At 72.3% G+C, this 24872-nt stretch carries 23 protein-coding genes; 9 read left to right on the forward strand and 14 right to left on the reverse strand.

What is annotated here, in order from left to right; translation table 11 throughout:
* The first annotated feature begins 104 nt into the window (after positions 1-104).
* The 3 genes from ABD998_RS06950 to ABD998_RS06960 all read left to right on the forward strand — a co-directional run bounded on the left by ABD998_RS06950 (position 105) and on the right by ABD998_RS06960 (position 5833).
* Complete coding sequence (locus tag ABD998_RS06950; protein ID WP_345437397.1) at positions 105-1586, forward strand: DUF3375 domain-containing protein; 1482 nt, start codon at positions 105-107, stop codon at positions 1584-1586.
* Entirely contained in the window at positions 1573-2364 is a 792-nt protein-coding gene (locus ABD998_RS06955) for a DUF4194 domain-containing protein (protein ID WP_345437399.1), read from the forward strand. The genes ABD998_RS06950 and ABD998_RS06955 overlap by 14 nt, the downstream gene beginning before the upstream one ends.
* 148 nt (positions 2365-2512) lie before the next feature.
* Complete coding sequence (locus ABD998_RS06960; RefSeq protein ID WP_345437401.1) at positions 2513-5833, forward strand: ATP-binding protein; 3321 nt, start codon at positions 2513-2515, stop codon at positions 5831-5833.
* A 19-nt stretch (positions 5834-5852) separates the two neighbouring features.
* Here ABD998_RS06960 and ABD998_RS06965 read toward each other — a convergent pair whose 3' ends face one another.
* Positions 5853-6638, reverse strand: a complete 786-nt coding sequence (locus tag ABD998_RS06965) for a helix-turn-helix transcriptional regulator (RefSeq protein WP_345437403.1) — start codon at positions 6636-6638, stop codon at positions 5853-5855.
* A 74-nt stretch (positions 6639-6712) separates the two neighbouring features.
* Between ABD998_RS06965 and ilvD the strand changes: the two genes are divergently transcribed.
* Together ilvD and ABD998_RS06975 are read left to right on the forward strand one after the other, a co-directional pair.
* Entirely contained in the window at positions 6713-8572 is a 1860-nt protein-coding gene (gene ilvD, locus ABD998_RS06970) for a dihydroxy-acid dehydratase (RefSeq protein WP_345437405.1), read from the forward strand.
* 17 nt (positions 8573-8589) lie between these two features.
* On the forward strand, positions 8590-9111 hold the full coding sequence (locus tag ABD998_RS06975; protein WP_345437407.1) for a GNAT family N-acetyltransferase: 522 nt from the start codon (positions 8590-8592) through the stop codon (positions 9109-9111).
* Here the strand turns inward: ABD998_RS06975 and ABD998_RS06980 are convergent.
* The 4 genes from ABD998_RS06980 to ABD998_RS06995 all read right to left on the reverse strand — a co-directional run bounded on the left by ABD998_RS06980 (position 9084) and on the right by ABD998_RS06995 (position 11529).
* Positions 9084-9599 (reverse strand): hypothetical protein, encoded by a 516-nt coding sequence (locus ABD998_RS06980; protein ID WP_345437409.1) that lies wholly within the window; start codon positions 9597-9599, stop codon positions 9084-9086. The genes ABD998_RS06975 and ABD998_RS06980 overlap by 28 nt on opposite strands.
* 48 nt (positions 9600-9647) lie before the next feature.
* The gene (locus tag ABD998_RS06985; RefSeq protein WP_345437411.1) at positions 9648-9797 is read right to left on the reverse strand and encodes a hypothetical protein; all 150 of its coding nucleotides are present in this window, start codon (positions 9795-9797) and stop codon (positions 9648-9650) included.
* Positions 9798-9942: 145 nt separating this feature from the next.
* Positions 9943-11016 (reverse strand): carboxylate-amine ligase, encoded by a 1074-nt coding sequence (locus tag ABD998_RS06990; protein ID WP_345437413.1) that lies wholly within the window; start codon positions 11014-11016, stop codon positions 9943-9945.
* Between the two features lie 63 nt (positions 11017-11079).
* Complete coding sequence (locus tag ABD998_RS06995; RefSeq protein ID WP_345437415.1) at positions 11080-11529, reverse strand: MarR family winged helix-turn-helix transcriptional regulator; 450 nt, start codon at positions 11527-11529, stop codon at positions 11080-11082.
* A gap of 116 nt (positions 11530-11645) precedes the next feature.
* Here ABD998_RS06995 and ABD998_RS07000 point away from each other — a divergent pair, with 116 nt between their 5' ends.
* Positions 11646-12821, forward strand: coding sequence for an MFS transporter (locus ABD998_RS07000; protein ID WP_345437417.1), 1176 nt, complete (start codon positions 11646-11648; stop codon positions 12819-12821).
* Between the two features lie 79 nt (positions 12822-12900).
* Complete coding sequence (locus ABD998_RS07005; RefSeq protein ID WP_345437419.1) at positions 12901-13965, forward strand: FUSC family protein; 1065 nt, start codon at positions 12901-12903, stop codon at positions 13963-13965.
* 24 nt (positions 13966-13989) lie between these two features.
* Here the strand turns inward: ABD998_RS07005 and ABD998_RS07010 are convergent, their stop codons facing one another.
* Positions 13990-15276, reverse strand: coding sequence for a serine hydrolase domain-containing protein (locus ABD998_RS07010; protein WP_345437421.1), 1287 nt, complete (start codon positions 15274-15276; stop codon positions 13990-13992).
* A gap of 82 nt (positions 15277-15358) precedes the next feature.
* Entirely contained in the window at positions 15359-16735 is a 1377-nt protein-coding gene (locus ABD998_RS07015; RefSeq protein ID WP_345437423.1) for an ATP-dependent DNA helicase, read from the reverse strand.
* A gap of 67 nt (positions 16736-16802) precedes the next feature.
* On the opposite strand from ABD998_RS07015, the gene ABD998_RS07020 reads away from it, so the two are divergent.
* Positions 16803-17870, forward strand: a complete 1068-nt coding sequence (locus ABD998_RS07020; RefSeq protein WP_345437426.1) for a hypothetical protein — start codon at positions 16803-16805, stop codon at positions 17868-17870.
* Positions 17871-17886: 16 nt separating this feature from the next.
* Here ABD998_RS07020 and ABD998_RS07025 read toward each other — a convergent pair whose 3' ends face one another.
* The 7 genes from ABD998_RS07025 to ABD998_RS07055 all read right to left on the reverse strand — a co-directional run bounded on the left by ABD998_RS07025 (position 17887) and on the right by ABD998_RS07055 (position 23882).
* Positions 17887-18501 carry a Sec-independent protein translocase family protein gene (locus tag ABD998_RS07025; RefSeq protein WP_345437428.1) on the reverse strand — a complete coding sequence of 205 codons (615 nt, stop codon included), beginning with the start codon at positions 18499-18501 and terminating at the stop codon, positions 17887-17889.
* Entirely contained in the window at positions 18489-19304 is an 816-nt protein-coding gene (gene tatC, locus ABD998_RS07030; protein WP_345437430.1) for a twin-arginine translocase subunit TatC, read from the reverse strand. The genes ABD998_RS07025 and tatC overlap by 13 nt, the downstream gene beginning before the upstream one ends.
* Positions 19301-19570 (reverse strand): twin-arginine translocase TatA/TatE family subunit, encoded by a 270-nt coding sequence (gene tatA, locus ABD998_RS07035; RefSeq protein ID WP_345437432.1) that lies wholly within the window; start codon positions 19568-19570, stop codon positions 19301-19303. Before tatA ends, tatC begins: the two co-directional genes overlap by 4 nt.
* Before the next feature lie 23 nt (positions 19571-19593).
* Entirely contained in the window at positions 19594-20583 is a 990-nt protein-coding gene (locus ABD998_RS07040) for an intradiol ring-cleavage dioxygenase (protein ID WP_345437434.1), read from the reverse strand.
* A 93-nt stretch (positions 20584-20676) separates the two neighbouring features.
* The gene (locus ABD998_RS07045; RefSeq protein ID WP_345437436.1) at positions 20677-22647 is read right to left on the reverse strand and encodes a cytochrome c oxidase assembly protein; all 1971 of its coding nucleotides are present in this window, start codon (positions 22645-22647) and stop codon (positions 20677-20679) included.
* Between the two features lie 173 nt (positions 22648-22820).
* On the reverse strand, positions 22821-23108 hold the full coding sequence (locus tag ABD998_RS07050; protein ID WP_271172653.1) for an HU family DNA-binding protein: 288 nt from the start codon (positions 23106-23108) through the stop codon (positions 22821-22823).
* A gap of 189 nt (positions 23109-23297) precedes the next feature.
* On the reverse strand, positions 23298-23882 hold the full coding sequence (locus ABD998_RS07055; protein WP_345437444.1) for a TetR/AcrR family transcriptional regulator: 585 nt from the start codon (positions 23880-23882) through the stop codon (positions 23298-23300).
* Positions 23883-24003: 121 nt separating this feature from the next.
* On the opposite strand from ABD998_RS07055, the gene ABD998_RS07060 reads away from it, so the two are divergent.
* Complete coding sequence (locus ABD998_RS07060) at positions 24004-24828, forward strand: alpha/beta hydrolase (protein ID WP_345437446.1); 825 nt, start codon at positions 24004-24006, stop codon at positions 24826-24828.
* Positions 24829-24872 lie beyond the last annotated feature (44 nt).

Below are 24872 nucleotides of genomic sequence, written 5' to 3' on the forward strand. Positions count from 1 at the left end.
GCCATCCCGGAGGACCGGACGACGGGGGACGGGCCGCACAGCGCGGGCATGCGAGAATCGAGGGTTGTCGCGCGAACGCGCGGCCATCGAGAGGAGCGGCCGGAGTGAGCGGAGTCCCCCGGGACGTCGCGCGCCTCACGGAGGCGCGCGAGGGTGCGGCCCTCAGCCTCGTCCGCAGCCGCTGGGCGCCCCTCGTCCTCGCGGTGTTCCGCGCCTCCTTCTCGCAGGAGACGAAGCAGGTCAAGGCCGAGCGACTGCACGTGCAGGTCGACACCTACCTCGCCGAGCTGCGCGAGCACGGGCACGACGTGCCGGCGCAGGAGGAGGGGCGGGCCCTCTGCCTCTCGTGGATGCGCAGCCAGTGGCTCCGCCGCGTGCCCCTCGACGACGGAGGCGAGGCGTACGAGCTCACCTCCCACGCCCTCGCCGCCATGCAGATGCACGATGGGCTGTCGCGCGAGCGCGCACTGCTCAGCGAATCGCGCCTCACGACCATCCTCGACGCCGTGCACCGCTGGGCCGTGGAGGCCGACCCCGACGAGACCACCCGCGTCGCGGCGCTCGACGCCGAGATCGCGCGCCTCACGGCCGAGCGCGATCGCCTCGCGGGCGGCGGCGAGGTCGAGGTCGCCGACGACGAACGGATGCGCGGCGGCTACGCCGACCTCATCGACCTGCTCGACCAGCTCCCCGGCGACTTCCGCCGCGTCGAGGAGGCGCTCGACGCCATCCACGACCAGATGGTGCGCGACTTCCGCGCCGACGACCGCCCCAAGGGCGAGGTCCTCGGCGAGTACCTCGCCGCCAGCACGCACCTTGCCTCGCAGACGCGGGAGGGCCGCGCCTTCCAGGGCGCCCTCACGGTGCTCGGCGACGAGGAGCTGCTCGCCGCGTTCCGCGACGACCTGCGCGCCATCATGACCCACCCGTTCGCCCGCGACCTCACGCAGGACGAGCGCTACGGATTCGTCAACGCCGACGCCGTCCTCCGCCGCGGCCTGCGCGACGTGCAGCTGCGCCAGCACCGCGCCTCGCAATCGCTCGCCGAGTACCTCTCGGGCTACAACTCGCTGCAGGAGCGCGAGCTCACCCGCACCCTCCGCTCGCTCGAGCAGGAGCTCGCGGTGTGGATGGAGACGGCGCGCGCCCGCGACACCGTGCCCATCCCGGGGATGCCCGCGCGTCTCGACATCGACCATGTGCGCACGCGCTTCCACGACCCCGAGGCGCACCGTCCCGCCCCTCCCCTCGAGGACGTGTCCGACCAGGCTCCCGACGCGCCCACCCTCGACGACGTGCGCCGCCAGGGCGGGCCGCTCCTCGAGGAGGTGCGGCGCGGGCTCGACCGCGCCGTCGCCGACGGCGCGGAGGGGCTCGCGGAGGCGTTCAACGCGCTTCCCGCTGATCTGCGCCGCCCCGTCGAGCTGTACGGCCTGGCCTACCTCGCCTCGCGCGGCGAGCTCGACCTCGACGGCGGCGGCGGCATGGTCGAGACGATCCGGGCGGACGGCTCCCGCCGCTCGTTCGCGCTGCCGCGCATCCATCCGCCCGCACACCACACAGGAGACGGCGATGACGACGCCTGACGACGACCCCTTCGTCGCCGCGACCGCGGTCGAGGACGCACCGGACGACTCGCGCCTGTCGCTCTTCGACGGCGACGACGGCGCGCTCACGCTCGAGCAGCGGCGCTGCCTCGTCGTGCTCATCAAGCACCCCATCGTCACCGACGACCGCGACGAGTGGGCGACCCTCGTGCGCGATCACCGGCTCATCAAGAGCCGCCTCAACGACCTGTTCCTCGACCTCGTGATCGATCGCGACCGCGGCGTCGCGTACAAGGTGCAGATCCGCTCCGAGGCGTCCGGATACGTGCCTCCGCTCCTGCGCGACGCGACCTACACGCGCGAGGAGACCATCCTGCTCGCTTTCCTGCGCCAGCGGCACCTCGCCGAGCGCGGCAGCGGCCTTCCACAGGCGCACGTCGACCGCGACGACTGCCTCGCCGCCGTCGCGCCGTTCCGGCCGGCGCGCGCGACCGACCGCGCGGGCGACGCCAAGAAGGCCGCGGCCGCCGTCGACTCGCTCGTGAAGACCGGCATCCTCGTGAAGGCCGATTCCGACGACCGCTTCGCGATCTCCGACGTCATCGAGACGCTGCTGCCGCTCGAGAAGCTGCGCCTCATCCAGCAGTGGCTCGCCGACCAGAACCGGCCGGAGAACGCGCGCCGTCGCCTCGACGAGGGCGAAGGCGAAGGCGAGGTCGAGGGGGACGCCGACCCGGAGGCATCGGAGCCCGACGACGCCGACGACGCCGACGGCGAGGTCGACGCCGATGGCACCGACGAGGAGGACGCGGCATGAGCACATCCGATTGCCGAACGGGCATCCGTTTCCGCGCAATCCGGTGTGCTTTCGTCCAACGGATATCCGTTGGACGAAAGCACACCGGAAGGTCGGGAATCAGGTGTGGGTCGGGCAATCGGATGGCCGTTCGAGAGGAGTGCACGGCATGAGCGACTTGCTCATCGCGGGCTACGACGACGAGACGGCGCAGTGGCGCGCGCGCCACCTGCAGGTCGTCAACTGGGGCGGCTTCCACGGACACCACCGCGTCGACTTCGACCGCGACGCGACCCTCATCTCCGGCGGCTCCGGCACGGGCAAGAGCACGCTGCTCGATGCGTACATCGCGCTCATGATGCCCTCGACCATCCCCTTCAACGGCGCGTCCAACGACGCCACCGTGGGACGGGCGCGCGGAGCCGATCAGCGGAACATCCTCACGTACCTGCGCGGCAAGCGCGACACCGTGCGCGACGTCGAGCGGGTGCTGCGCGGAGACGGGACGAGCGCGTGGGGCGCGATCTCGATGACGTTCGTCGACGGCTCCGGCCGGCACTACACGGCGCTGCGCACCTACTGGGCGCCCGCGGGCGCCCAGCGCAGCACCGAGGTGCGCTCGCGCCACCTCACCTACGAGGGCGACATCGACCTGTCCGAGCTCGCGGCGTTCGCCGACGGCCGCTTCGACCCGCGGGCGCTCCGCGCGCGCTACGCCGGCATGCGGTACCACGAGACGACGCAGGACTTCCTCTACGCCGTCGCCGCGCGCCTCGGCATCGGCGAGGGAGGCAACAGCGACAACGCGCTGCGGCTGCTCGCGCGCATCCAGGCCGGGCACCAGGTGCGCACGGTCGACCGTCTGTACAAGGAGATGGTGCTCGAGGAGCCGCCGACCTACGCCGCGGCCGACGCCGTCCTCGCGCAGTTCCAGGCGCTCGCCCAGAGCCACGAGAGCCTCTCCGTCAACGCCGCCAAGGAGCGCATGCTGGGCGAGATCGCCCACCTCCACGGCGATTGGGAGGCCGCGCGCACGCGGGTGGCCCGCCTCGACCGCTACGGGCTCGCCCGTCCCGACGAGCCGACGCCCTTCCTCCTCTGGAAGGCGCAGGCCGAGTACCGGCTGCTGGGCGAGGCCGAGGAGGCGAACAAGGCCGCGCGCGAGGCCGCGCGCGAAGCCGTCACGGCGGCCCGCGCAGCGGAGACCGCGCTCGCCGTCGAGGTCGAGGAGCTCAAGGAGCAGCGCGCGCAGAACGGCGGCGACCTGCTCGCGCGCCTCGACGCCCGCATCGCGGAGGGCAGGGCGCGCGCCGAGCGCGTCGCCGACGCCCGCCGCACGCTCCAGGGCCGCGTCGAGGTGCTCGGCGCGACCTTCCCGACGCGCGACGCCTTCCGCGCCGTGAAGGAGGCTGCCGCCGACTACCTCGAGACGGCCGGCCCCCGGCTGGCCGAGCTCAAGCGCCTGCGCGACGAGGAGGTGCTCGCCGTCGGCGACCTCGTCCGCAAGCGGCGGGCCGACGCGGCCGAGCTCGACTCGCTCTCGGGGCGCGAGAGCCTCATCCCCGACGCATTCGACCGCGCGCGCCGCGACATCGCGCAGGCGGCCGGCCTCGACCCGTCGGAGCTGCCCTTCGCCGCCGAGCTCATGGACGTCCACCCCGACTTCGAGCCGTGGCGGACGGCCGCCGAGGTCACGCTGTCCGGCATCGGGATGACCCTGCTCATGGACGCGCGCCGACAGCAGCACGTGCGCGAGGCGATCGAGACGCTGCGGCTCGGACGCCGCATCCGCTTCGACGGCGTCGACCTGCAGGACGACGCGGAGCCGCCCGCCGACGACCGCTACATCTCGGGCCGCCTCGTCTTCCGCGACTCGCCCTTCACCGCGTGGGTGAAGCGCCGCGTCGCCGCATCCGACCACCTGTGCGTCGGCTCGGCCGCGGAGCTCGGCGGCGACGCCCCCAAGGTGACCGTCAACGGACAGGTGTCGCAGGGGCGCCGCGGCGCCGCCGGGCGCGACGCCCGCGAGCGGCACATCCTCGGGTTCTCGAACGACACGCGCCGCCGCGAGATCGAGACCGAGATCGAGGCGACGGCTGCCCGCATCGCCGAGCACGAGACCACGCGCGCCGAGCACGAGCGCGCGACGGACGACGTGCAGCGCGTGGCCGAGGCGTACCGCCGGATCCAGGACGCCGAGTGGACGTCGATCGACGTCGACGCCGTCGTCGCCGAGGTCGCCGAGCTCGAGACGCAGCGCGCGGCCATCCTGGAGAAGTCCGATCTGCTCGGCGAGCTCGCCGAGCGGCTCTCCGACGCCGAGACCCGCCTCGAGGAGGCACGCGGCGAGCGCTTCGGCCATGCGGGGGCGCTCGACGCCCTCGAGCGCGCCTGGGGCGCCATCGTCGACCGGCAGGACGCCGTCGCGACGCTGCGAGACACCCTCGCGCAGGGCGCCCAGCTGTCGGACGACGACGCGCGGCACCTCGACCGCGAGCTCGTCCGGATGGACCCCGAGGTCGACCACGAGAGCTTCGAGAAGGTGTGCGCGCGCCTCGCCGACGAGCTGCAGCTCGACGTCAAGCGCGCGGCCGCGACGCTCGACTCCGTCGCAGCCTCCCTCGAGCGCATCTTCGCGGCGTACAACGAGAAGTGGCCGGATCCCAACCGGGGGACGACCGTCGAGGCGTACGACGAGTTCGCCGCGATCTACGCCGAGATCACGCGCGACGGGCTCTCGCAGCACCGGCTGGAGTTCCGCCGGCACCTGCAGGAGGTGTCGACCATGGACCTCAAGATGCTGAGCGACTCGTTCGGCCACGCGCTGCTGAGCATCGAGGAGCGCCTCGAGCCCGTCAACGACATCCTGCGCCACCTCGACTTCGCGTCCGACACCGACCGTCTGCGCATCGACATGCGACACCTCCACCCCGAGCGCATCGAGGGCGTCAAGGCGCAGCTGAAGGCGCTGTCGGCCCCCGTGGAGGGCGACTGGTCGGACGAGGAGGCCGATCGGCGGTTCGCGCAGCTGCAGGAGTTCATCGACCTCATCGAGCTGCCGGAGTCGGGGGTCAACGCGCGTCGCGACGAGATCCTCGACGTGCGGCGGCACATCGAGATCACGGCGAGCCGCATCGCGCCGGACGGCCAGGAGGTCTCGACGTACTCGACCCTCGGCGACAAGTCGGGCGGCGAGTCGCAGGAGCTCGTGGCGTTCATCGTGGGGGCCGCCCTGCGATACCAGCTGGGCGACCAGACGCGGTCGTGGCCGCGCTTCGCGCCCGTGTTCCTCGACGAGGGGTTCGTGAAGGCCGACAGCGCGTTCACGGGACGGGCCATCAAGGCGTGGCTGGGCCTCGGGTTCCAGATCGTCGTCGTCGCCCCGCTCGACAAGGTCAACACGCTCGAGCCGCACATGGGGCTCAACCTCTCGGTCACGAAGAACGCGGCGGGGTACTCGTTCATCACGGCGTTCCGCGACGCGGCGTAGACGGTCGACCCGCCGCGCCTCACACCGGCACGTACATCACGACGTGCAGGTCGGCGGCGTCGGATGGCACCAGCCGGTGGTGCTCGAACGTCACGATGCCGTCCTCCCGGTGCCGGAACTCCCGGCGGCGCGACGCGAACCGCTCCACGGCGAGCTCTGCCCACTGCGCACGGAAGTCGCCGCTCGCCTCGCGCAGCCGCTCGAGCAGCACGCGGTGCCTGGGCGACGTGAGGCGCACGCCCGACTCGGCGCGGAACTCCGCGAGGAACGCCCGGCTGTCGCGCTCCCAGTCGGGCAGCATGTCGCGCAGCTCCGGGTCGGTGTAGACGAGCCAGAGGAGGTTCCGGTCGGCGGCGTCGAGCGTCTCGATGCGCGGATACAGCCAGGCGTAGCGCGCGTTCCATCCCGCGATGGCCCAGTCGGTCGCGACGACGAACGCGGGGAAGTCGAGCGCGTCGACGAGGTGCTGCAGGTGCGGCGGCACGCTCTCCCGCTCGGCCGGGGCGGCGCCCTCGTCGCGCTCGGCGAGGGCGTAGACGTACTCCGTCTCCGCCGCCGACAGGCCCAGCACCCGCGCGACCGCGCCCAGCACCTGCCGCGAGACGTTGATGTCGCGCCCCTGCTCGAGCCACGTGTACCAGCTGCCGCTCACACCCGACAGGGTCGCGATCTCCTCGCGGCTGAGCCCCGTGTCGCTGCGCCGGCCCGTCGGAGGCAGCCCCAGCGCCGACCGGCTCGTCGTCCGCCGTCGTGCCGCGAGGAACTCCCCCAGCTGCTCGCGGCGGGGGGTGCGGGGCTGGATCATCCTCCGATGGTACTGCCAGTACCCGTACCGGCCGCATCTCCCCGCGCCCGCGCGCGAGGGGTCTGAATGGTTCCATGCCCGCTCTCCGCTCACGCACCATCACCCACGGCCGCAACATGGCCGGCGCCCGCGCACTGCTGCGCGCCGCCGGCGTCCCGGGCGGCGACATCGGGCGGAAGCCGATCATCGCCGTCGCGAACTCGTTCACGGAGTTCGTGCCCGGCCACACCCACCTCGCCCCCGTGGGCCGCATCGTGTCCGACGCGATCACCGCCGCGGGCGGCACTCCGCGCGAGTTCAACACGATCGCCGTCGACGACGGCATCGCGATGGGCCACGGCGGCATGCTCTACTCGCTGCCGTCCCGCGACCTCATCGCCGACTCCGTCGAGTACATGGTCAACGCGCACTGCGCCGACGCGCTCGTCTGCATCTCCAACTGCGACAAGATCACCCCCGGCATGCTCCTGGCGGCCCTCCGTCTGAACATCCCGACCGTCTTCGTCTCGGGCGGACCCATGGAGTCGGGGCGCGCCACGCTCGTCGACGGCTCCATCCGCACGCTCGACCTCGTCGACGCGATCTCGGAGGCCGTCAACGAGAATGTCTCGGACGCCGACATCCAGCGCATCGAGGAGGCCGCGTGCCCGACGTGCGGCTCGTGCTCGGGCATGTTCACGGCGAACTCGATGAACTGCCTCACGGAGGCCATCGGCCTCTCGCTCCCCGGCAACGGCTCGGTGCTCGCCACGCACACCGCCCGCCGTGCTCTCTACGAGAAGGCCGGCTCGCTCGTCGTCGACATCACGCGACGCTTCTACGACGAGGACGACGCCTCCGTGCTGCCGCGCAGCATCGCGACGCCCGCCGCGTTCGGCAACGCGATGGCCCTCGACATCGCCATGGGCGGGTCGACGAACACCATCCTCCATCTCCTCGCCGCGGCCCACGAGGCCGGGGTGCCCTTCGGCCTCGACGAGATCGACGCCGTCTCGCGCCGCGTGCCGTGCCTGGCCAAGGTCGCCCCCAACGTCGCGAAGGACCGCACGTACTACATGGAGGACGTGCACCGCGCGGGCGGCATCCCCGCGCTCCTCGGCGAGCTGCGCCGCGGCGGGCTCCTCGACGACGCCGTGCACACGGTCCACGCCGCGACGCTCGGCGAGTGGCTCGACGAGTGGGATGTCCGCGGCGGCAAGGCATCCGATGAGGCGTTCGCGCTGTGGCACGCCGCCCCTGGCGGTGTGCGGTCGTCGACGGCGTTCTCGCAGTCGGCGGAGTGGACCGAGCTCGACCTCGACGCCGCGGGCGGATGCATCCGCGATGTGGCGAACGCGTACTCGAAGGACGGCGGCCTCGCGGTGCTCCGCGGCAACATCGCCGTGGACGGCGCCGTCGTGAAGACGGCGGGCGTCGACCCGTCGATCTGGACGTTCTCGGGTCCCGCCGTCGTGTGCGAGTCGCAGGACGAGGCCGTCGAGAAGATCCTCAACAAGCGCGTCGGCGAGGGCGACGTGGTCGTCATCCGCTACGAGGGGCCCAAGGGCGGCCCGGGCATGCAGGAGATGCTCTACCCGACGTCCTTCCTCAAGGGACGCGGGCTCGGCAAGAAGTGCGCGCTCATCACCGACGGCCGCTTCTCCGGCGGCACCTCGGGGCTCTCCATCGGCCATGTCTCGCCCGAGGCCGCCGCCGGCGGGCTCATCGCGCTCGTCGAGGACGGCGACATCGTCTCGATCGACATCCCGACGCGCGCGATCTCCCTCGACGTCGCTCCGGAGGAGCTCGAGCGCCGCCGCGCGGCGCTCGAGGCCGCTGGCGGCTACCGCCCGAAGGACCGCGTGCGCGAGGTGTCTCCGGCGCTCCGCGCCTACGCCGCGTTCGCCCAGTCGGCCGACAAGGGCGCCGTGCGCATCGTCCCCGAGATCGTCTGATGGGAGAGGATGGCCGGGTGCTCCGTCCCGCTGCGCCGGCCGACGCCCCGGCCATCCTCTCCCTCCGGGATTCGCTCGCCCTCTGGCATGCCGCTCGGGGAATATCCCAGTGGCGCGAGGGGCAGATCCCGCTCGCGGTGTTCGAGCGGCAGATCGCCGACGGCGAGTGGCATGTGCGCGACGGCTCGGACGGCCTCGCGGCCGCCGTGCGCGTGCTCGACGACGACCCCGCGTTCTGGGTCGACTCCGACACGGCCGATGCCGGCTACGTCCACGGCCTCATGGTGGCGCGCGAGGAGTCGGGGGCGGGCCTCGGCGCGCGCGTGCTCGCGTTCGCCGAGGACCTCATCGCCCGACGCGGATGGTCGACGGCGCGCCTCGACTGCATGGCCGCGAACGCGGGGCTGCGCGCCTACTACGAGGCGCGCGGCTACACGCTGCAGGGCGTCAGGGAGTTCCCGCCCGGCGACGGCCGCTACGCCGCGGCCCTGTTCGCGAAGCCGGTCGCGCCTCAGGACGGGATGGCGCGCGCCAGCTGACGCGCACGCTCGCGCTGAGATGCGGCCTCGCCGTGCTCGGCGCAGAAGCCGTCGACGCCGGCCGCGCGCAGCTCCGCGAGCAGGCGGGCCGAGACGTCCAGCCGCTCCACCGGCAGCGCGCCCTGGGGGAAGGCGCGGACGTCGTCGAAGTCGTTGTCGTCGAGGACGAGCAGCGCGTAGGGCCCCACGCCGTCCGGTGTCGAGAGGGGCACGAGCACGTAGCCCGTCGCCCCCGAGCGCTCCAGCACCTCGGCGAACCGCCCCGACACGATGGGCCCGACGGGAGTGCTCGACCACAGGATGTCGCCCATCCTGCCCGTCTGCTCGAGCGCGAGGCGCAGCGCGGGGAGCGCATCGAGGTCGCCCGCCGCGAGCACCTCGTCGACGGCTCGGCCGTCGGGGAGCTCCCACCAGCGGTCGTCGGCCCAGCCGTCCCAGGCCACGAGAGCCCATGCGTCTCCCTCACCGCAGCATCCCTCGAGGATCATCCGCCCCGCGTAGCCGCGGCGCCCCCCGATCTGCCTGAGCACGGCCCGTCACCGCCCGGTGCGGCGCACGCCGGCGTCGAGCGGCGGGAAGTGCGGGATGGGGACGGGCCGCTGCGAGGGGTGGCGTGCCGTCCCCTTCGAGGACGCCCCGCCATCCGGTCTGCGGGGCTCCCCGCCTTGGTTCGCGGTGCCGGTCATGATGCTCCTCATCGATGGTGCGAGTCGTGCGTCCGCGAGGGTCTCCGCCGTCTGCCCCGACGCGGTCCTCTTCGCGGGATATCAGTCAAGGCGACCGACGCCGCGACCTGAACGGGGTTGACAGATCGGCGGGACGTGGGGCACGTCAGCCGGTGCTCGCGCCGAGCGCCGCGCCGGAGAGCGCGCCCGTGAGCTCGTAGCGGGCGCGCTGGCGCTCCGCTCCCGTCCCCCGCTCGAGGATGGCCCGCACCCCGTCGCGCACCGTCTCGAGGTCTCCGTGACGGCGCAGGCCCGGCCGGGAGCGCTCGACGAGGGCGTTCACGGCCTCCGCCGCCGGCACGGCGCGCCCCGTCTCGGGGTGCGACAGGTCGCCGCGCACGCCCCACCGGGCGGCCATCCACGAGCCGAGCCGGATGACGGGCGATGGCAGCCGGCTCGGCGGCTCGCCCGCACGCCAGTCGGCGGCGGCGGAGTCGACGAGACCGCGGATGAGCGCGGCGATCGTGACGGTGTCCTCCGGGTCGAGGCAGACGTCGGCGACGCGCACCTCGACCGTCGGATGGTTGCGCGAGAGCCGCGCGTCGAAGTAGATCTGCGCGTCGTCGAGGATGCCGCCCGCGCCGAGCAGCCCGTCGATGACCGCCTCGTAGTCCGCCGCCGTCTCGAAGAGCTCGAGCGGGCCGGCGGTCGGCCACTGGTGCCACAGGATGTGCCGGAAGCTCGCGTACCCGGTGTCCTCTCCACCGCGGAACGGGGAGTTCGCGCTGAGAGCGAGGATGACGGGGACCCAGGAGCGGATGCGGTTGAGGACGGCGACGCCCTCGTCTGCGCTCTCGATCGAGACGTGCACGTGCAGGCCGCACTCGAGGGTCGCCTCGGCCAGCACCCGGAAGCGCTCCAGGATCGCGCCGTAACGCGGGCTCACGCTGGGGTGGGGCCGCGTCGGCACGGGCGATGTGGCGAGGGCGACGGCGCGCGCGCCGAGATGGCGCGCGCGGTCGTCGGCCGCGCGGCGGCCGGCGAGGATGCGCGCGCGCAGCTCGTCGACGTCGGCGCTCGGCGCGGAGACGACCTCGATCATCTCCTGCTCCATCTCCGACGTCAGCTCGAATCCGTCGCCCTGCGTCGAGGCCGCGAGGATCTCGGGAGCCAGCGGGCGCGGCTCCCCCGTCGTCGCGTCCAGGAGGAGCAGCTCCTCCTCCACACCGAAAGTCCGCATGCACCGAGTGTGCGGCGCCGCACCCCGCCTGCGCAGGAGGTTGCCAGCGCCGCGGTCGATCGGCTAGGCGCGCGCCGACGCCCCCTGCACGGCGTGCGCGACGGAGGAGAGCTCGGGCCGTGTCTCGGCCTCGGCGAGCACGCGCTCGAGTGCGGCGTCGTGCACGGGCCGCACCTCGTCGAAGAGGGCGCGCCCCTGCGGCGTGAGCTCGGTGTAGATCCCGCGCCGGTCGTCGGCGCAGATGATGCGCGTCAGCAGTCCGCGGTCCTCGAGCCGGTTGACGAGACGCGTGGTGGCGCTCGGGCTGAGGGCGGCAGCGCCCGCGAGCTGCTGCATGCGCATGTGCCAGCCGTCCTGGCGGCTGAGCGCATCGAGCACGGTGTACTCCACGACGGAGAGATCGGCCGAGGCGCCGAGCGCGCGCTCGAGCTCCGTCTCGATCAGCGCGTGCAGGGCCGCGAGCGTGCGCCATCCGCGTGCACGCACCTCGACGGCGTCGTCGGCGATGCCCATGTCGTCCCCTTCCGAGATAGTTGCTTGCGCTTGCTATCGGCGTGTGGCAGTATTTTCGACGCCATTGCAATAACCCGCGCGTGCAAGTAAATCGAGCATACCAGGAGACCCCTCACATGCCATTGGGATTGATCGCCCTCGCCGTCGGCGCCTTCGGGATCGGGCTCACCGAGTTCGTCATCATGGGCCTGCTGCCCGAGGTCGCCGCCGACTTCGGAGTGAGCGAGGCCGCAGCAGGATGGCTCATCTCGGGATACGCGCTCAGCGTCGTCGTCGGCGCGCTCGCGCTGACCGCCGCGACCATCCGCCTGCCGCGCAAGGCCGTCCTCGTCGCGCTCATGGTGCTCTTCATCGCGGGCAGCGTGGTCACAGCGCTCGCCGACGACTACGCCGTCGCCCTGCTGGGCAGGGTGCTCGCCGCGCTCTGCCACGGCGCCTTCTTCGGCATCGGGTCGGTGGTCGCCGCGAGCCTCGTCGCCCCAGCACGCAAGGCGGGTGCGATCGCCGTCATGTTCACGGGACTCACCGCAGCGAACGTGCTGGGCGTCCCGTTCGGGACGTTCCTCGGCCAGCAGCTCGGATGGCGCGCCACGTTCTGGGCCATCGCCGCGATCGGCGTCGTCGCTCTCACGGGGGTCGCGCTGCTCGTCCCGCGGACGGCGGCACCCGCGGAGCGCGTGAGCCTGCGCCGCGAGCTCGGCGCCTTCCGCTCCGGCCAGGTGCAGCTGTCCCTCCTGGCGACCGTGCTCGCGTTCGGGGGCATGTTCGGCGCCTTCACCTACATCGCCTACACGCTCACCGAGGTGAGCGGCTTCGCGGCGGGTGCGGTGCCGTGGCTCCTCGTGCTCTTCGGCGGCGGGCTCGTCGTCGGCAACGCCGTCGGCGGGCGGCTCGCCGACCGCGACGTCGACCGCACGCTCATCGGGTTCACGGGTGCGCTCGCCGTCGTGCTCGTGCTGTTCGCGCTCTCCGCCGCATCGCAGCCGGCGACGATGGCGGCCCTCGTCCTCATGGGCGGGTTCGGCTTCGGCACGGTTCCCGGCCTGCAGACCCGCATCATGGGCTACGCGGGCGGTGCGCCCACGCTCGCCTCGGGGGCGAACATCGGCGCCTTCAACGTCGGGAACGCCCTCGGCGCCTGGGCGGGCGGCGTCGCCATCTCCGCCGGGCTCGGGTACACCGCGCCGATCTGGGTCGGCGCGATCATGACGGCCGCCGCGCTCGTCGTGCTCGTCGCCGCGGCGGCGGCCGCGCGTCGTCCCGTCCGCGCCGCCGCGCCCGCCTCCGTCTGAGCCGCCGCGGGGTTCCGCCGTCTCCCGCCCAGCGGGCGGGACCTCGCGCGGCGTCGAGCGCAGGAGGAGAATGGAGGTGATGCCCCGCTCCCCGTTCCTCCGCGATCTCGTCCGCATCCAGCCCTCGCGCGGGGAGTGGACGGTCGCCGTCCGGGCCGCGCTGTCCGTGCTCGTCCCGCTGCTGGTGCTCTTCGCCAGCGGACGGCTCGAGTGGGCCATGTACGCGTCGTTCGGCGCGCTCGCCTCGATCTTCGGGCGCACCGTCCCGCTCCCGCAGCGCCTCCGCGCGCAGACGGAGGCGGGCGCGTCCATCATCGCGGCGATCCTGCTCGGCGTCGCGATCTCGATCCCCGCCGGACGGTCGTGGATCCTCATCCCCGCGGCCGCGGTGTACGCGACCGGGATGGCCGTGCTCGCGCATCGGCGCAACTGGCATCCGCCGGGGGTCGTGTTCCAGGTGTTCGCGCTCGGCGGCTGCGCGTCGACCCCGCACGCCGCCGGCGATCTCGTGCCGGCACTGCTCGTCTCCGCGTGCACCCTCGCGTTCTGCCTCGCCCTGACGTACCTCACCTCGCTCGCCCGGCACCTCTGGCGCCGCCACGTCGCGCGCGTGTCGCACACATGGCCGCGCCGGCCCGCCTCTCCGGGCACGCTGCCGGGTGAGGGCCCGGAGTGGCCGCTGCGGCACTACCTCGTGCGCTACGGCGTCGGCGTCCTGCTCGCCGGCGGCCTCGCCACGCTCAGCGGCATCGGCCATCCGTACTGGGCGATCGTGTCGGCCGTCGTGCCGATGGCGGCGGCATCCGCCGCCGGGCGCACGCTCCGCGGCGTCCAGCGGGTCGTCGGCACGCTTCTCGGCGTGCTCGTGACGGGCGCCGTGCTCGCCTTCGACCCGTCGCCGCTCGCGCTCATCGCGATCGTCACCGCCATGCAGATCGGCGCCGAGCTGTTCGTCGGCCGCAACTACGGCGTCGCCATGCTCTTCATCACGCCGCTGGCGCTGTGCATGGTGCAGCTCGGCCATCCGCTGCCCGTCGCGCAGCTCGTCGGCGACCGCGCGCTCGAGACCGTGCTCGGCGTGGCGGTCGCACTCGTCATCACCCTCGTCACGCGCGAACGCCGTCAGCGCGGCGACGCCGACTGACGGCGGCGGGACTCGCCCGGCGCCTCAGCCGATGGGGCAGACGGCGCGTTCTGCGACGACGGCGCGGTACTCCTCCGCCGTCCAGGGCAGCCCGAACTCCGGCTGCTCCTGCCCGTCGGCGGCCGGAGCCTTCGACGCGATCGCGGCGAGCTCCTTCGCGAGCGCGCTCACGAGCGACGCCCCTGCGGCCGAGTTGTTGAGCACGACCGCCACGGTCATCCCCGTCTCGGTATCGGCGTACACGCTCGTGAGGTACCCCAGAGCCTCGCCCTTCTGGCCGATCATCGACCCCGCGATGAACGCGCCGCCCGCGTAGTCGGCGCCTTCGAACGGCAGCGCCTTCGCCCAGCGGCCGGTCAGCGCCCCGTCGTCGTCGACGGCGTCGAGCGCGAGCGCCTGCCCGAAGCGCGCGAGGTCGGTGATGGTGCTCGTGGCGCCGGAGTCGGTGTACCCGCTGCTCGACGACGCGACCGTGTAGTCCGTCGGCGCGACGCAGCCGTTCTCGCGGTCGGCGCTCCACGACACCCAGCCGGGGAGCGCGGGGTCGCCTGGCTCGGCCGCCGCGGCACGCGGCAGCTGCGTCCCGGCGAGGTCGAGCGGCTCCGTCACGTACTCGGCGATGACGCCGCTCGCGCTGAGCCCCGTGGCCTTCTCGAGCGCCATACCGAGGAGGATGTACGCGGCGTCCGAGTCGACGACCTGCGAGCCGGGGGCGGTCCGCTCCGCGATGCCGGGGGACGCGAGCTCGCGCGGGCTCCAGGTGCGCTCGGGGGTGGAGTGCAGCTGCGGCGCGAGGCGCTCCCTCCCGTCTCCGAGCCCCGATGTGCCGTCGCACAGCTGCTGCAGCGTGACGTCGCCGAGGTTCGGCACGCTCGACACCCAGTCGGTCACGGGATCGTCGAGAGCGACGGTCCCCTCGTCGGCGACCGCATAGAGCGCGCTGCACGTGAGGGCGCGCGTGACCTCGCCGATGCGGAAGTGCATGTCGGTCGTCACGGCCTCGTCGCTGTCCGGCCCCGTCGTGCCGACGCCCTCGACCCATGCGCCCGCCCACGGGATCCACACGGCGACGAGCGCACCGGTCGAACCCGACGCCTGCATGGCGTGGTCGACGGCGTCCTGCAGCTGCGCGACGGTGTCGTCGGCGAGCTCCGCCGACGGGATGGGCACCTCCGATTGCGAGGCGCTCGCCGCCGTCGACGCCGTGCATCCGGACATCGCGACCGCCATCGCGACGAGGCCCGCGACGACGGCCGACGCACGGCCCAGACGCGCGCGCGTCGTGGACAGACGCACCGTGGACTGACGCATTTCCACAACCCCCCAGTTGCTCCGCCTCCGATCCTAGGCGAGCGGATCGGCGGCTCACCGGGAGGATGCCGAACCGTGACGTTCAGGAGCGCGCTGCCGAGCGCATCCCCGCCGCGTCGCGCTCCCACGCCGCGCGCATGAAGCGGCGCACGTCCTCGTCCACGCGGATGTCGGACGGACGCAGCGGCCGCGTGAGGTAGAGCCCGTCGAGCGAGGTGAGTCGGCTGAGCGCGACGTACGTCTGACCTGGCGCGAAGACCCCGGAGCCGAGGTCGACGACGGCCCGGTCGTAGGTCTTGCCCTGCGACTTGTGGATGGTCACGGCCCATGCGAGCCGCAGCGGGAACTGCGTGAACTCCGCGACGACGTCGCGGCTGAGCTTCTTCGTGGCCGCGTCGTACGAGTAGCGGTGCTTCTCCCAGACGGCGGGCTCGACGTCGACCTCCTCGCCGTCGACGTCGACGCGCACGGAGTCGCCGAGGATGCGCCGCACGGTGCCGATCGTCCCGTTCACCCAGCGCGGCCCATCCGGCCCCGAGACGTCGTTGCGGAGGAACATCACCTGCGCGCCGACTTTGAGCTTCAGCTGCTCGTCCGCGGGGTACACGTCGCCGCGGCCGAAATCGCCGCTGATCTCCGCGACGGCCGTCTGCTCCCGGCCTCCGAGGGCGGCGAGGTGGCGCGCGTTGATGGCGTTGACGCGGTCGTTGCGGGTCGCGAGCGTGATGACGGGGTCGGACGGGTCGGTCGGCGGCGTCCGGGCTCCGGCCGCGTTGAGGCGCTGCGCGATGTCGGCGGTCACGCGTCCGTACCGCACGGCATTGAGCATCGCCTTGAACCCGTCGTCCGACTGCCGGTGGATGTGCGTGAGCTCGCGGATGTGGAGGTCGGCGCCGTGCCGGCCCAGGTCGATGAGCCCGTCGCCCCCCGGCTCGGCACCTGCCCACACGTGCGCGTCGAAGAACCAGAACGACCGGTAGTGGTCTCGCACGTAGTGGGCCTCGTCGCCCCGCGGCGGCACGGGCGCGAGCTGGTAGGGATCGCCGAACATGACGACCTGCACGCCGCCGAACGGCTCCCTGCGGCGCCCGCGCGCCTGCCGCAGCGACCTGTCGATCCCGTCCATGAGGTCGGCGTTGACCATGGAGATCTCGTCGATCACGAGCGTGTCGATGGCGTTGAGGAGCTTGCGGGTGGCGTCGGTCTGCTCGATGTCCTGATCGGCGATGAGGCCGATCGGCAGCTTGAAGAGCGAGTGGATGGTCTGGCCCTCGACGTTGAGCGCGGCGACCCCCGTGGGCGCGCAGATCGCGATCTGCTTGTCCGTGTTCCATGTGAGATGACGCAGCAGGGTGGACTTGCCGGTGCCCGCGCGGCCCGTGATGAAGACATGCTCGCGCGTGTCCTCGATGAGACGGAACAGGGCCTCCTGCTCCGCCGACAGGGCGGGCTCGGTCACTCGTCCATCGTAGGGAAGCGCCGCCGTTCGCAGGCTCCGCGCGGCGGGGCGTTCCTAGACTGGCGGCATGGAACCTGCCGCCGCCGACCCCGCGCCGACCCGCGCGCGGCCGCGGGCGGGCGAGATCGTCGGGATGGTCGTGGTCGGCGCCCTGCTCGTCGGCGCGATCGCGGCGGGGTTCGCGACGCTCTACCGCGTGTTCTGGGGGCCCGAGGCGTTCGTCGAGCGCTACGTCTCTCTCATCGCCGAGGGCCGCGCGGCCGACGCCCTGACGGTGCCCGGCGTGGCTGTCGACTCGACCGTGCTCGAGGGCGCCGGCGTCGCGCCGACCGTGAGCGACGCCCTGCTGCGCTCCTCCGCCCTCGCCGCCGACGTCGACGACGTCGAGGTGATCGGCTCGGAGATGGTCGACGGCGTCGTGTCCGTCACGATCTCCTATCGCGCGGGAGGGCAGGACGGCCGCTCGACGTTCCGCGTCGAGCAGAGCGGATGGTCGGGACTCGTCCCCGCCTGGAGGTTCGAGACCACCCCGCTCGCGGTCGTCGACGTCGTCGTGCGCGGATCGATGCGGTTCGCCGTGAACGGGTTCGAACTCGACAAGCGGCAGGTGTCGCCCGACGGGGTCGACGCCGAGCCCCTCGAGCCCGTCTCGATGCTCGTCTTCACGCCGGGCTCGTACGCCGTCTCGGTCGACACCGCCGCGGCGGAGTCGGCGCCCGTGGCCGCGCTCGCAGAGGATCCGCTGAGCGAGGTCGACATCGCCGTGCAGGCCCAGCCGACCGAGGAGTTCACGGGCATCGTGTCGGAGCAGGTGCACGACTTCCTCGACCAGTGCACGACGCAGGGCGTGCTCAAGCCGACCGGCTGCCCGTTCGGGTACGAGACCTTCGAACGGGTCGTGTCGACGCCGGAGTGGTCGATCGTCACGCAGCCGACCATCGCGGTCGTCCCCGACGGGGCGTACTGGGCGATCGCGCCCGCGGGCGGCATCGCGCACATCGAGATGGACGTGCAGTCGATCTACGACGGCTCCTACCTGCACATCAGCCAGGACGTGACCTTCACGCTCGACGGCGCCATCGACATCCTCGCCGACGGCTCGGCCGCCATCAGCATCGGATCCCCCGACCTCTGAACGACGGGCGGGCCGCCTACGCGGCCTCGACGGCCGCCCGGTCGCGCTCGGCGCGCTCCTCCTCGTCCTGCGCGAGATCCTCCGCGACATCCATGAGCATCCGCCTCGGATGACCGGAGCTGCCTCCCACGACGACCCACTTCCGGCGCTGCTCGGGAGCCGTCGCGTCGTCGTGCCCCGAGACGTCGGGTGCGCCGTCCGAGACGTCGTGCTCGGCCTCCGCCGCTGCAGCGGCGCCATCCGCCTCCCGCGCGCGTTCGGGACGGATCGTGCGCACGGACGGCGACTCCGACCCGGGCACCGCATCCGCGGCATCCGGGCGCCCGTCCGCGTCGGCGGCGCTCACGACATCCGTGGACGCCGCCTGCTCGCGCGGCACCTCCGCGGGCGCGACGAGTGCCTCGCGGACGATCCGGCGTGGATCGTACCGACGAGGGTCCATCTGCTTCCATTCCTCGAGCGAGACGCCGGTCTCGGCCTCGGTCCGCTCTCGGGCGGCGTCGAGGAACGAGCGCACCGAGCGGATGAGCTCGGCCAGCCGATGCGCGTACTGCGGGAGACGCGAGGGGCCGACGATCACGGCCGCGATGAGCGCGAGGACGAGGAGCTTCTCGAAGGTCAGGCCGAACATGATGGATCCTCCTGGAGAGCGGCGGGCTCGGACGCGGGCGCGGCCTCCGGCCGGTCCGCCCTGCGGGCGGCGGCGCGGTCGTGAAGGTGCGCGATGAGGTACGCGGCGGCGAACAGCCCGCACATCGGGATCGCGATGAGGAACATCGACAGCACGTCGGCCGACGGCGTCACCATCGCGCTGAACGCGACGATCGCCACGACGCAGATGCGCCAGGACCGCGCGATCGTCCTCGCCGAGAGGACCCCGAGGAGGTTCAGCATGACGATGAAGACAGGCAGCACGAACGCGATCCCGGTCGCGACGATGATCTTCATCACGAAGTCGACGTAGTACGAGGCGACGAGGATCGTGCTGTCCTCCTCCGACGCGAAGCCCGCCAGCAGCTCGACCATGTGGGGGAAGAGCGAGAACCCCATGGCGCAGCCCGCGGCGAAGAGCGGGATGGCGGCCCCCAGGAAGCCGAACGTGTACGCCCTCTCCCTGCGGGTGAGGCCCGGGGCGAGGAACGCGAACAGCTCGAACAGCCACACCGGGCTGGACAGCACGACCCCCGCGAAGAGCGCGATCTTCAGCCGGAGGTCGAACGCCCCTGTGACGCTGTCGTAGTTGAGACTCGCGTCGCGCGACGCGGCGAGCGCGTCGATCGGCTCCCGCAGGACGTCGAGGATCTGGTCCGACAACAGGTAGCCGAGCACGGCCCCCACGACGAGCGCCACCGCCGCGCGGACGGCACGCGTGCGCGCCTCGCTCAGGTGCTGGGAGAGCGGCATGCGCCCTCGCGCGGCGGTGACGGCGGTCATGACGCCGCGCGCTCCGCGAGCGTCGTCGTCTCGAGCGGACGCGTACGGGGGGAGTCATCCGGCGCCAGCACGACGGGCACGGCGGTGGTCTGCGGCGGGGCCGCCGACGGCTCGTCCTGCGCGGATGGCTCGGCGACCTCCTTCTTGAGGATGCGCACCGACTGGCCGACGCTCTTCGCGAGCGCCGGCAGCTTGGTCGCCCCGAAGATGAGGACGACGACGGCGAGGATGACGAGCGCGTGCCATCCCGTGAGGTTCTGCAGCATGGTGTTCTCCTGTTCTTCCCGGCTCAGGCCGGCGGCTGGCCGCCGCCGCCCTCGGGGGCGGCGCCGGCCGTGGGCTCGGTGGTGGTGTCGACGCGGGCGACGAGCGACGCGACATAGCCGCTGGTGTCACCGGTGACGGTCGCCATCTGCAGGGCCCCGCCGTCCTCGCCGAAGACGTTGTCGCTGTCGAGCGTGATCTGGGCGAGGTTCTCGGCCGACCCCGCGTAGGCATCGAGGGTGTAGACGGTGTCGAGCACCTCCTGCGGGAACGCGATCTGCGAGGTCGCGATCGCGTTCGCGGAGTCGGTGATGGACGCCTCGTCGGGGTACACCTCGAAGTGGATATGGGTCCAGCGCCCGAGATAGCAGCCGGGGAGGATGGAGGTGAAGGTCACCTCGCCGTTCGCATCGGCGATCTGCACGCCGCGCAGCCATGTCTCGTCCTCGACGCCCTCCGAGTACATCGAGTAGAGCCCCTGGGCGTCGCAGTGCCAGGCGTAGACGGCCACCCCCTCGAACGGGGCGTCGGCGTTCGCCATGTCCGTCACCGTGATGGTGAAGGTCAGCGGCACGCCGGCGACCGCCTCGCCCCCGGCGATGCTCGTCGTGATGTCGCTGCGGACGATGCCGGATTCCTCGAGCACGTCGGGCCCGTTCGATCCGTCGCCGGGATACGGGCCGGCCGTCTCATCGGGGATCTCGCCGCTCGGCAGCGTGATCGACTCGGCCGTCTCGGTCGGAGTCGGGGTGGCGGTCGCGGACTCCGTGGGCGTCGACGTCGCCGTCGGGGTCGACGTGCTCGTCGTGCTCGACGTCGCCGCCGGGGCGCACGCGGCGAGCGTCGCCGCTCCGACGCCGACGCCGACGAGGCTCAGCACCCCGCGGCGGCTGACGAGCGTCTTGATGTCGAAGCCGGCGCCCTGGTCGACGACCTCCTCATCCGGCCTGTCGAGAAGGCGTCCCTCGTAGGAGGGGCCGTCGGGGGTCTGCTCGGGTTCGGGGATGCGTGCCATGATCGGCCTCTCTTCCTCTCGGTTGAAGATGAGACCACTGTGCCCGGCGCATCCTGGCGCACCCGATGGTGCGCCTATGACCCGGCTATGACATCACAGTCCACGCTTCGCATCGCGCTCGGCGAGCCTCGCGAGGCGCGCGTTGTACTCCTCGAGCTCGGCGTCGCCCGTGCGGTCGGCCTGCCGGTCGGCCCGTCGCTGGAGGCGCTCGTCGCTGCGGCTCCACTGGATGGCCACCACCACGGCCGTGATGAGCGTGGGGATCTCGCCGATCGACCACGCCACGCCGCCGCCCGCGTACTGGTCCTCCAAGGGCGTCGCACCCCATGTGCGGCCCATCGCGCCGAACCACTCGGCGACCATGAGGCCCGACTGGCTCATGATCGAGATGCCGAAGAAGGCGTGCATCGCCATCGTCACGATGAGCGTCACGAGGCGGCCGGCGTACGGCAGCCGGTAGGGCACGGGGTCGATGCCGATGAGCGACATGACGAAGAGGTAGCCCGACAGCAGGAAGTGGACGATCATCCACTCGTGCCCCAGGTGGTCGTAGAGCGACCACCGGAAGAGGTCCGTGTAGTAGAACGCCCACAGCGACCCGATGAAGATGCCCGCCGCGACGATCGGATGCGTGATGACGCGGGCGAACGGCGTGTGCACGGCCCAGAGGATCCACTCACGGCCACCGCGGGTGCCGTCCTCGCGCTTGCGGATGGCGCGAGCCGCGAGGGTGACGGGCGCCCCCGGCACGAGGAGGAGCGGGATGGCCATGCTGAGCAGCATGTGGCCCAGCATGTGCATGCTGAAGAGGTAGTCGCCGTACGCGGTGAGCGGTCCGCACGTCACCCAGACGAGCAGGAGCATGCCGAGGACCCAGAGCACGGTCCGGTACACGGGCCAGCGGTCGCCGCGACGGCGCAGACGCCGCACCCCGGCGAGGTAGAAGAAGATGCCGAAGGCCGCGACGAAGACCCAGAGCAGGTCGACGTCCCAGGCCGTGAACCAGCGCTCGATCGTGAGCTCGGACGGCAGCGGCGCCTCCGTGAGGATCTCTGCCGGCGTCGTCTGGGGCACGGTCGCCTCGCCCGACGGCGGGGCGGTGCGAGCGAGCGCCGCCGCAGCACCCGAGGCGATGCCCATGAAGGCGAGCTCGAGCGCGACGAGCCCCCAGAACGGGCCGCGGCCATCCGACGCCCTGGCGATGAGCCGACGCCGGTAGAGCGCCCCGAGGCCGCCCATGACGAGCAGCGCGACGATCTTCGCGATGAGGATGGCGCCGTAGGGCGTGAGCAGCTCGTCCCAGCGCCCGATCGAGGTGAGCGTGCGGGCGTAGCCCGACACCGCGACGACGACGAACGCGACGAGCGCGAGGGACGAGTAGCGCAGCAGCAGCGGCCCGAGGCGCGCGGCATCCACGGCAGGGCGCACGATGACGAGCATCACGAGACCGCCGAGCCACACGGCGGCTCCGATCACGTGCAGCGTGAGCGCCATCACCGTGGCGGTGTGGTTCGCGAGGTCGCCGGAGTGGCCCTGCGTCGCCATCGGCACGAGGCTGACGAGCGCGAGCGCCGCGGTGAGCAGCGTCGGCGTCCACGAGCGGATGGCGAACGCCAGCACCGTGACGATCGCGGCGAGCACGGTCGTGAGGAGCCAGGCCCGGCCGAGCTCGGTGCCGACGAGGAACTGCCCGAGCTGGGCCCCGAACTCCGACCCCAGGCTGAACTGCGCCCCCAGGGCCGAGAGGAAGGTGAGGAACCCGACGGCTCCCGCCGACACCGTGAACACGGCAGCGCCCACCGACGCGGTGTCGAGCGCGACGTCGAACTCGCGCTCGCCGGACCTCAGCGCGAACAGGGCGAGGACGAGCGAGCCCACCATGGTCGCCGCGGAGAGGTTCACGAGGAGCTTCGCGACCGGGAGCCCCCACCGGACGACGGCGCCGGGGTCGCTCGTGAAGCGGGGAGCCGCCCCGCCGCCGATGAGGAGCCCCGCGACGACCGCCGCGATCGCGACCACGACGAGGATGGCGGGCCCTGCGGCCCGCAGGACGCGCGGATTCACCCCTCAACCCTATGCGCGCGCCCCTGGACACTCGCCGCTCTCGCCCTCGCCCCTCTTGTCCAACGGATACCCGTTTGCCGAGCGCACACCCGATTCCGCGCAAACGGAAGGGTTCTCGTCCAACGGATATCCGTTGGACGAGAACCCTTCGCAACAACCGTGCGGCAGCGGTCTTACTTGACGGCGGCCTTGAGCTTCGAGCCGGCGGTCACCTTGACGCGCTTGCCCGCGGGGATCGCGATCTCCTCGCCGGTCTGGGGGTTGCGGCCCGTGCGGGCGGCGGTGTCGACCTGCTCGAAGGCGATCCAACCGGGGATCGAGACCTTCGCGCCCTTCGCGACGGACTCGGAGACCGAGGTGAAGAGGGCGTCGAGGACGCCCGAGACGGCGGCCTGGCTCTGACCGGTCGCGCTCGCGATGCTCGCGACGAGCTCGGTCTTGGTGATGGTCTTGTCGGCCATGTCATCCTCCAGCGGCGTGAGGACGCCGCAAGTTCATTCGGACCGGCGGCGTTTGCCTCCGGTGGTCTAGCGACCGTGACGAATGTATCAACGCCCCCCGGAATTCCGCGGATTCTGGCGGGTTTGCGTCGGATTGGGGCGGCGTGTCGCGGTTCGCGTGTGACGGATGGGGCGGATGTCGACGTCTGATCAGGGCCGGTGGGAGGCCACGACGGCGCGCGCCGTGCGGGCGAACGCAGTCTCGATGCGCTCCGAGCCGTCGAGGTAGCCGCCCACGAGAGCGGCGTCGCGCAGCAGCACGAGCGCCCCCGCGACCTCGTCGGACGCGGAGAGGCCCGCCGCCTCGGCGAGGGCGCGGAGGGTCTGCCGGAACCAGTCGCGGTGCTCGGCGATGAGCAGGCGCACGGGGCCCTCGCCGTCCGGGTACTCGGCGGCGGCGTTGATGAACGGGCAGCCGCGCGTATGCCGCTCGCGCACGTCCTCCGCGATGCCCTCGATGACGAGCTCGAGCAGCACGTCGGGGTCGTCGGATGCCGACGCCGCGCGGGCGAAGAGCGCGCGCAGGACCTCGTCCTCGCGTCGCAGATAGGCGAGCACGAGGTTCTCCTTGCCGCCGAACTGCTTGTACATGGTCGCGCGCGTGACGCCGGCCTCCGAGATCACACGGTCGATCCCGACGGCATGGATGCCCTCTTCGTAGAACAGGCGGTTCGCCGTCTCGAGCAGCCGCTCGCGAGCGGGCGACGGGCGGGCGGACGTGCCGGTGGTGCTCATGCGATGGCCTCCTCGGATCCCATCGTGCCATCCGCGACGGGAATACTTGTGTAGATAGAACGTTCGGTCTACCATCGAGCATACGCCGGATCCCCGGCCCCGAGACGAAGGAGAAGGAATCATGAGCACGACCGAGAAGGCGCCGATCGTCCTCATCCACGGACTGTGGATGACCCCGAAGAGCTGGGACACGTGGGCGGAGCGGTTCCGCGCCCGCGGCCACGAGGTGATCGTCCCCGGATGGCCCGGGATCGACGACCGCGAGGTCGCCGACATCCGGTCGGACCCCGAGGCGCTGAAGGGCGTCGGCCTCGCGCAGATCGCCGACCACTACGAGCGCATCATCCGGGCGCTCCCCCGCACCCCGATCATCATGGGCCACTCGTTCGGAGGCGTCATCACGCAGATGCTCGCCGACCGCGGGCTGGGCGTCGCCTACGTCGGCGTGGCACCCGGGCAGGCCGCCGGCGTCACGGCGCTGCCGCCGTCGACCCTGTGGACGGGCACGCCCATCCTCTCCAACCCCTTCGGCCGCAACGGCGCGAAGCCGCTGTCGAAGCGCCACTTCCACTTCACGTTCGGCAACGACCTCGACCGCTCCGCATCCGACGCCCTGTGGGAGGAGTACGCCGTGCCCTCCTACAACCGGGTCCTCTTCGAGGGCGTCACCTCGGTGCTGAATGAGAAGGGCGGCGTCACGCGCGTCGACTACGCGCGCGCCGACCGCGCGCCGTTCCTCGTCATCACGGGCGAGAAGGACAACGTCGTGCCGCCCGCCATCGGGCGCGCGATCGTGCGGAAGTACACGTCGGCCGGCCCCGCGACGGTCGAGTACCGCGAGTACGCGGGGCGCACGCACCGCCTCGTGAGCCAGGACGGATGGGAGGAGATCGCCGACTTCGCGCTCGCCTGGGCGGAGGAGCACGAGAGCGCGCCGGCCCGGTGATCCGGGGGAGACGACGAAGGGCGGGACTCCGTGAGGAGTCCCGC

It is taken from the genome of Microbacterium gilvum (genome assembly GCF_039543865.1).
In the GTDB taxonomy this organism is placed as follows: domain Bacteria; phylum Actinomycetota; class Actinomycetes; order Actinomycetales; family Microbacteriaceae; genus Microbacterium; species Microbacterium gilvum.

Coding starts and splice junctions, on each gene's coding strand:
- ABD998_RS06955 (WP_345437399.1), top strand. CDS start 1,573: ATGACGACGCCTGACGACGACCCCTTCGTCGCCGCGACCGCGGTCGAG.
- ABD998_RS06960 (WP_345437401.1), top strand. CDS start 2,513: ATGAGCGACTTGCTCATCGCGGGCTACGACGACGAGACGGCGCAGTGG.
- ABD998_RS06965 (WP_345437403.1), bottom strand. CDS start 6,638: ATGATCCAGCCCCGCACCCCCCGCCGCGAGCAGCTGGGGGAGTTCCTC.
- ilvD (WP_345437405.1), top strand. CDS start 6,713: ATGCCCGCTCTCCGCTCACGCACCATCACCCACGGCCGCAACATGGCC.
- ABD998_RS06980 (WP_345437409.1), bottom strand. CDS start 9,599: ATGATCCTCGAGGGATGCTGCGGTGAGGGAGACGCATGGGCTCTCGTG.
- ABD998_RS06985 (WP_345437411.1), bottom strand. CDS start 9,797: ATGACCGGCACCGCGAACCAAGGCGGGGAGCCCCGCAGACCGGATGGC.
- ABD998_RS06990 (WP_345437413.1), bottom strand. CDS start 11,016: ATGCGGACTTTCGGTGTGGAGGAGGAGCTGCTCCTCCTGGACGCGACG.
- ABD998_RS06995 (WP_345437415.1), bottom strand. CDS start 11,529: ATGGGCATCGCCGACGACGCCGTCGAGGTGCGTGCACGCGGATGGCGC.
- ABD998_RS07000 (WP_345437417.1), top strand. CDS start 11,646: ATGCCATTGGGATTGATCGCCCTCGCCGTCGGCGCCTTCGGGATCGGG.
- ABD998_RS07005 (WP_345437419.1), top strand. CDS start 12,901: ATGCCCCGCTCCCCGTTCCTCCGCGATCTCGTCCGCATCCAGCCCTCG.
- ABD998_RS07010 (WP_345437421.1), bottom strand. CDS start 15,276: ATGCGTCAGTCCACGGTGCGTCTGTCCACGACGCGCGCGCGTCTGGGC.
- ABD998_RS07020 (WP_345437426.1), top strand. CDS start 16,803: ATGGAACCTGCCGCCGCCGACCCCGCGCCGACCCGCGCGCGGCCGCGG.
- ABD998_RS07025 (WP_345437428.1), bottom strand. CDS start 18,501: ATGTTCGGCCTGACCTTCGAGAAGCTCCTCGTCCTCGCGCTCATCGCG.
- tatC (WP_345437430.1), bottom strand. CDS start 19,304: ATGACCGCCGTCACCGCCGCGCGAGGGCGCATGCCGCTCTCCCAGCAC.
- tatA (WP_345437432.1), bottom strand. CDS start 19,570: ATGCTGCAGAACCTCACGGGATGGCACGCGCTCGTCATCCTCGCCGTC.
- ABD998_RS07040 (WP_345437434.1), bottom strand. CDS start 20,583: ATGGCACGCATCCCCGAACCCGAGCAGACCCCCGACGGCCCCTCCTAC.
- ABD998_RS07050 (WP_271172653.1), bottom strand. CDS start 23,108: ATGGCCGACAAGACCATCACCAAGACCGAGCTCGTCGCGAGCATCGCG.
- ABD998_RS07055 (WP_345437444.1), bottom strand. CDS start 23,882: ATGAGCACCACCGGCACGTCCGCCCGCCCGTCGCCCGCTCGCGAGCGG.
- ABD998_RS07060 (WP_345437446.1), top strand. CDS start 24,004: ATGAGCACGACCGAGAAGGCGCCGATCGTCCTCATCCACGGACTGTGG.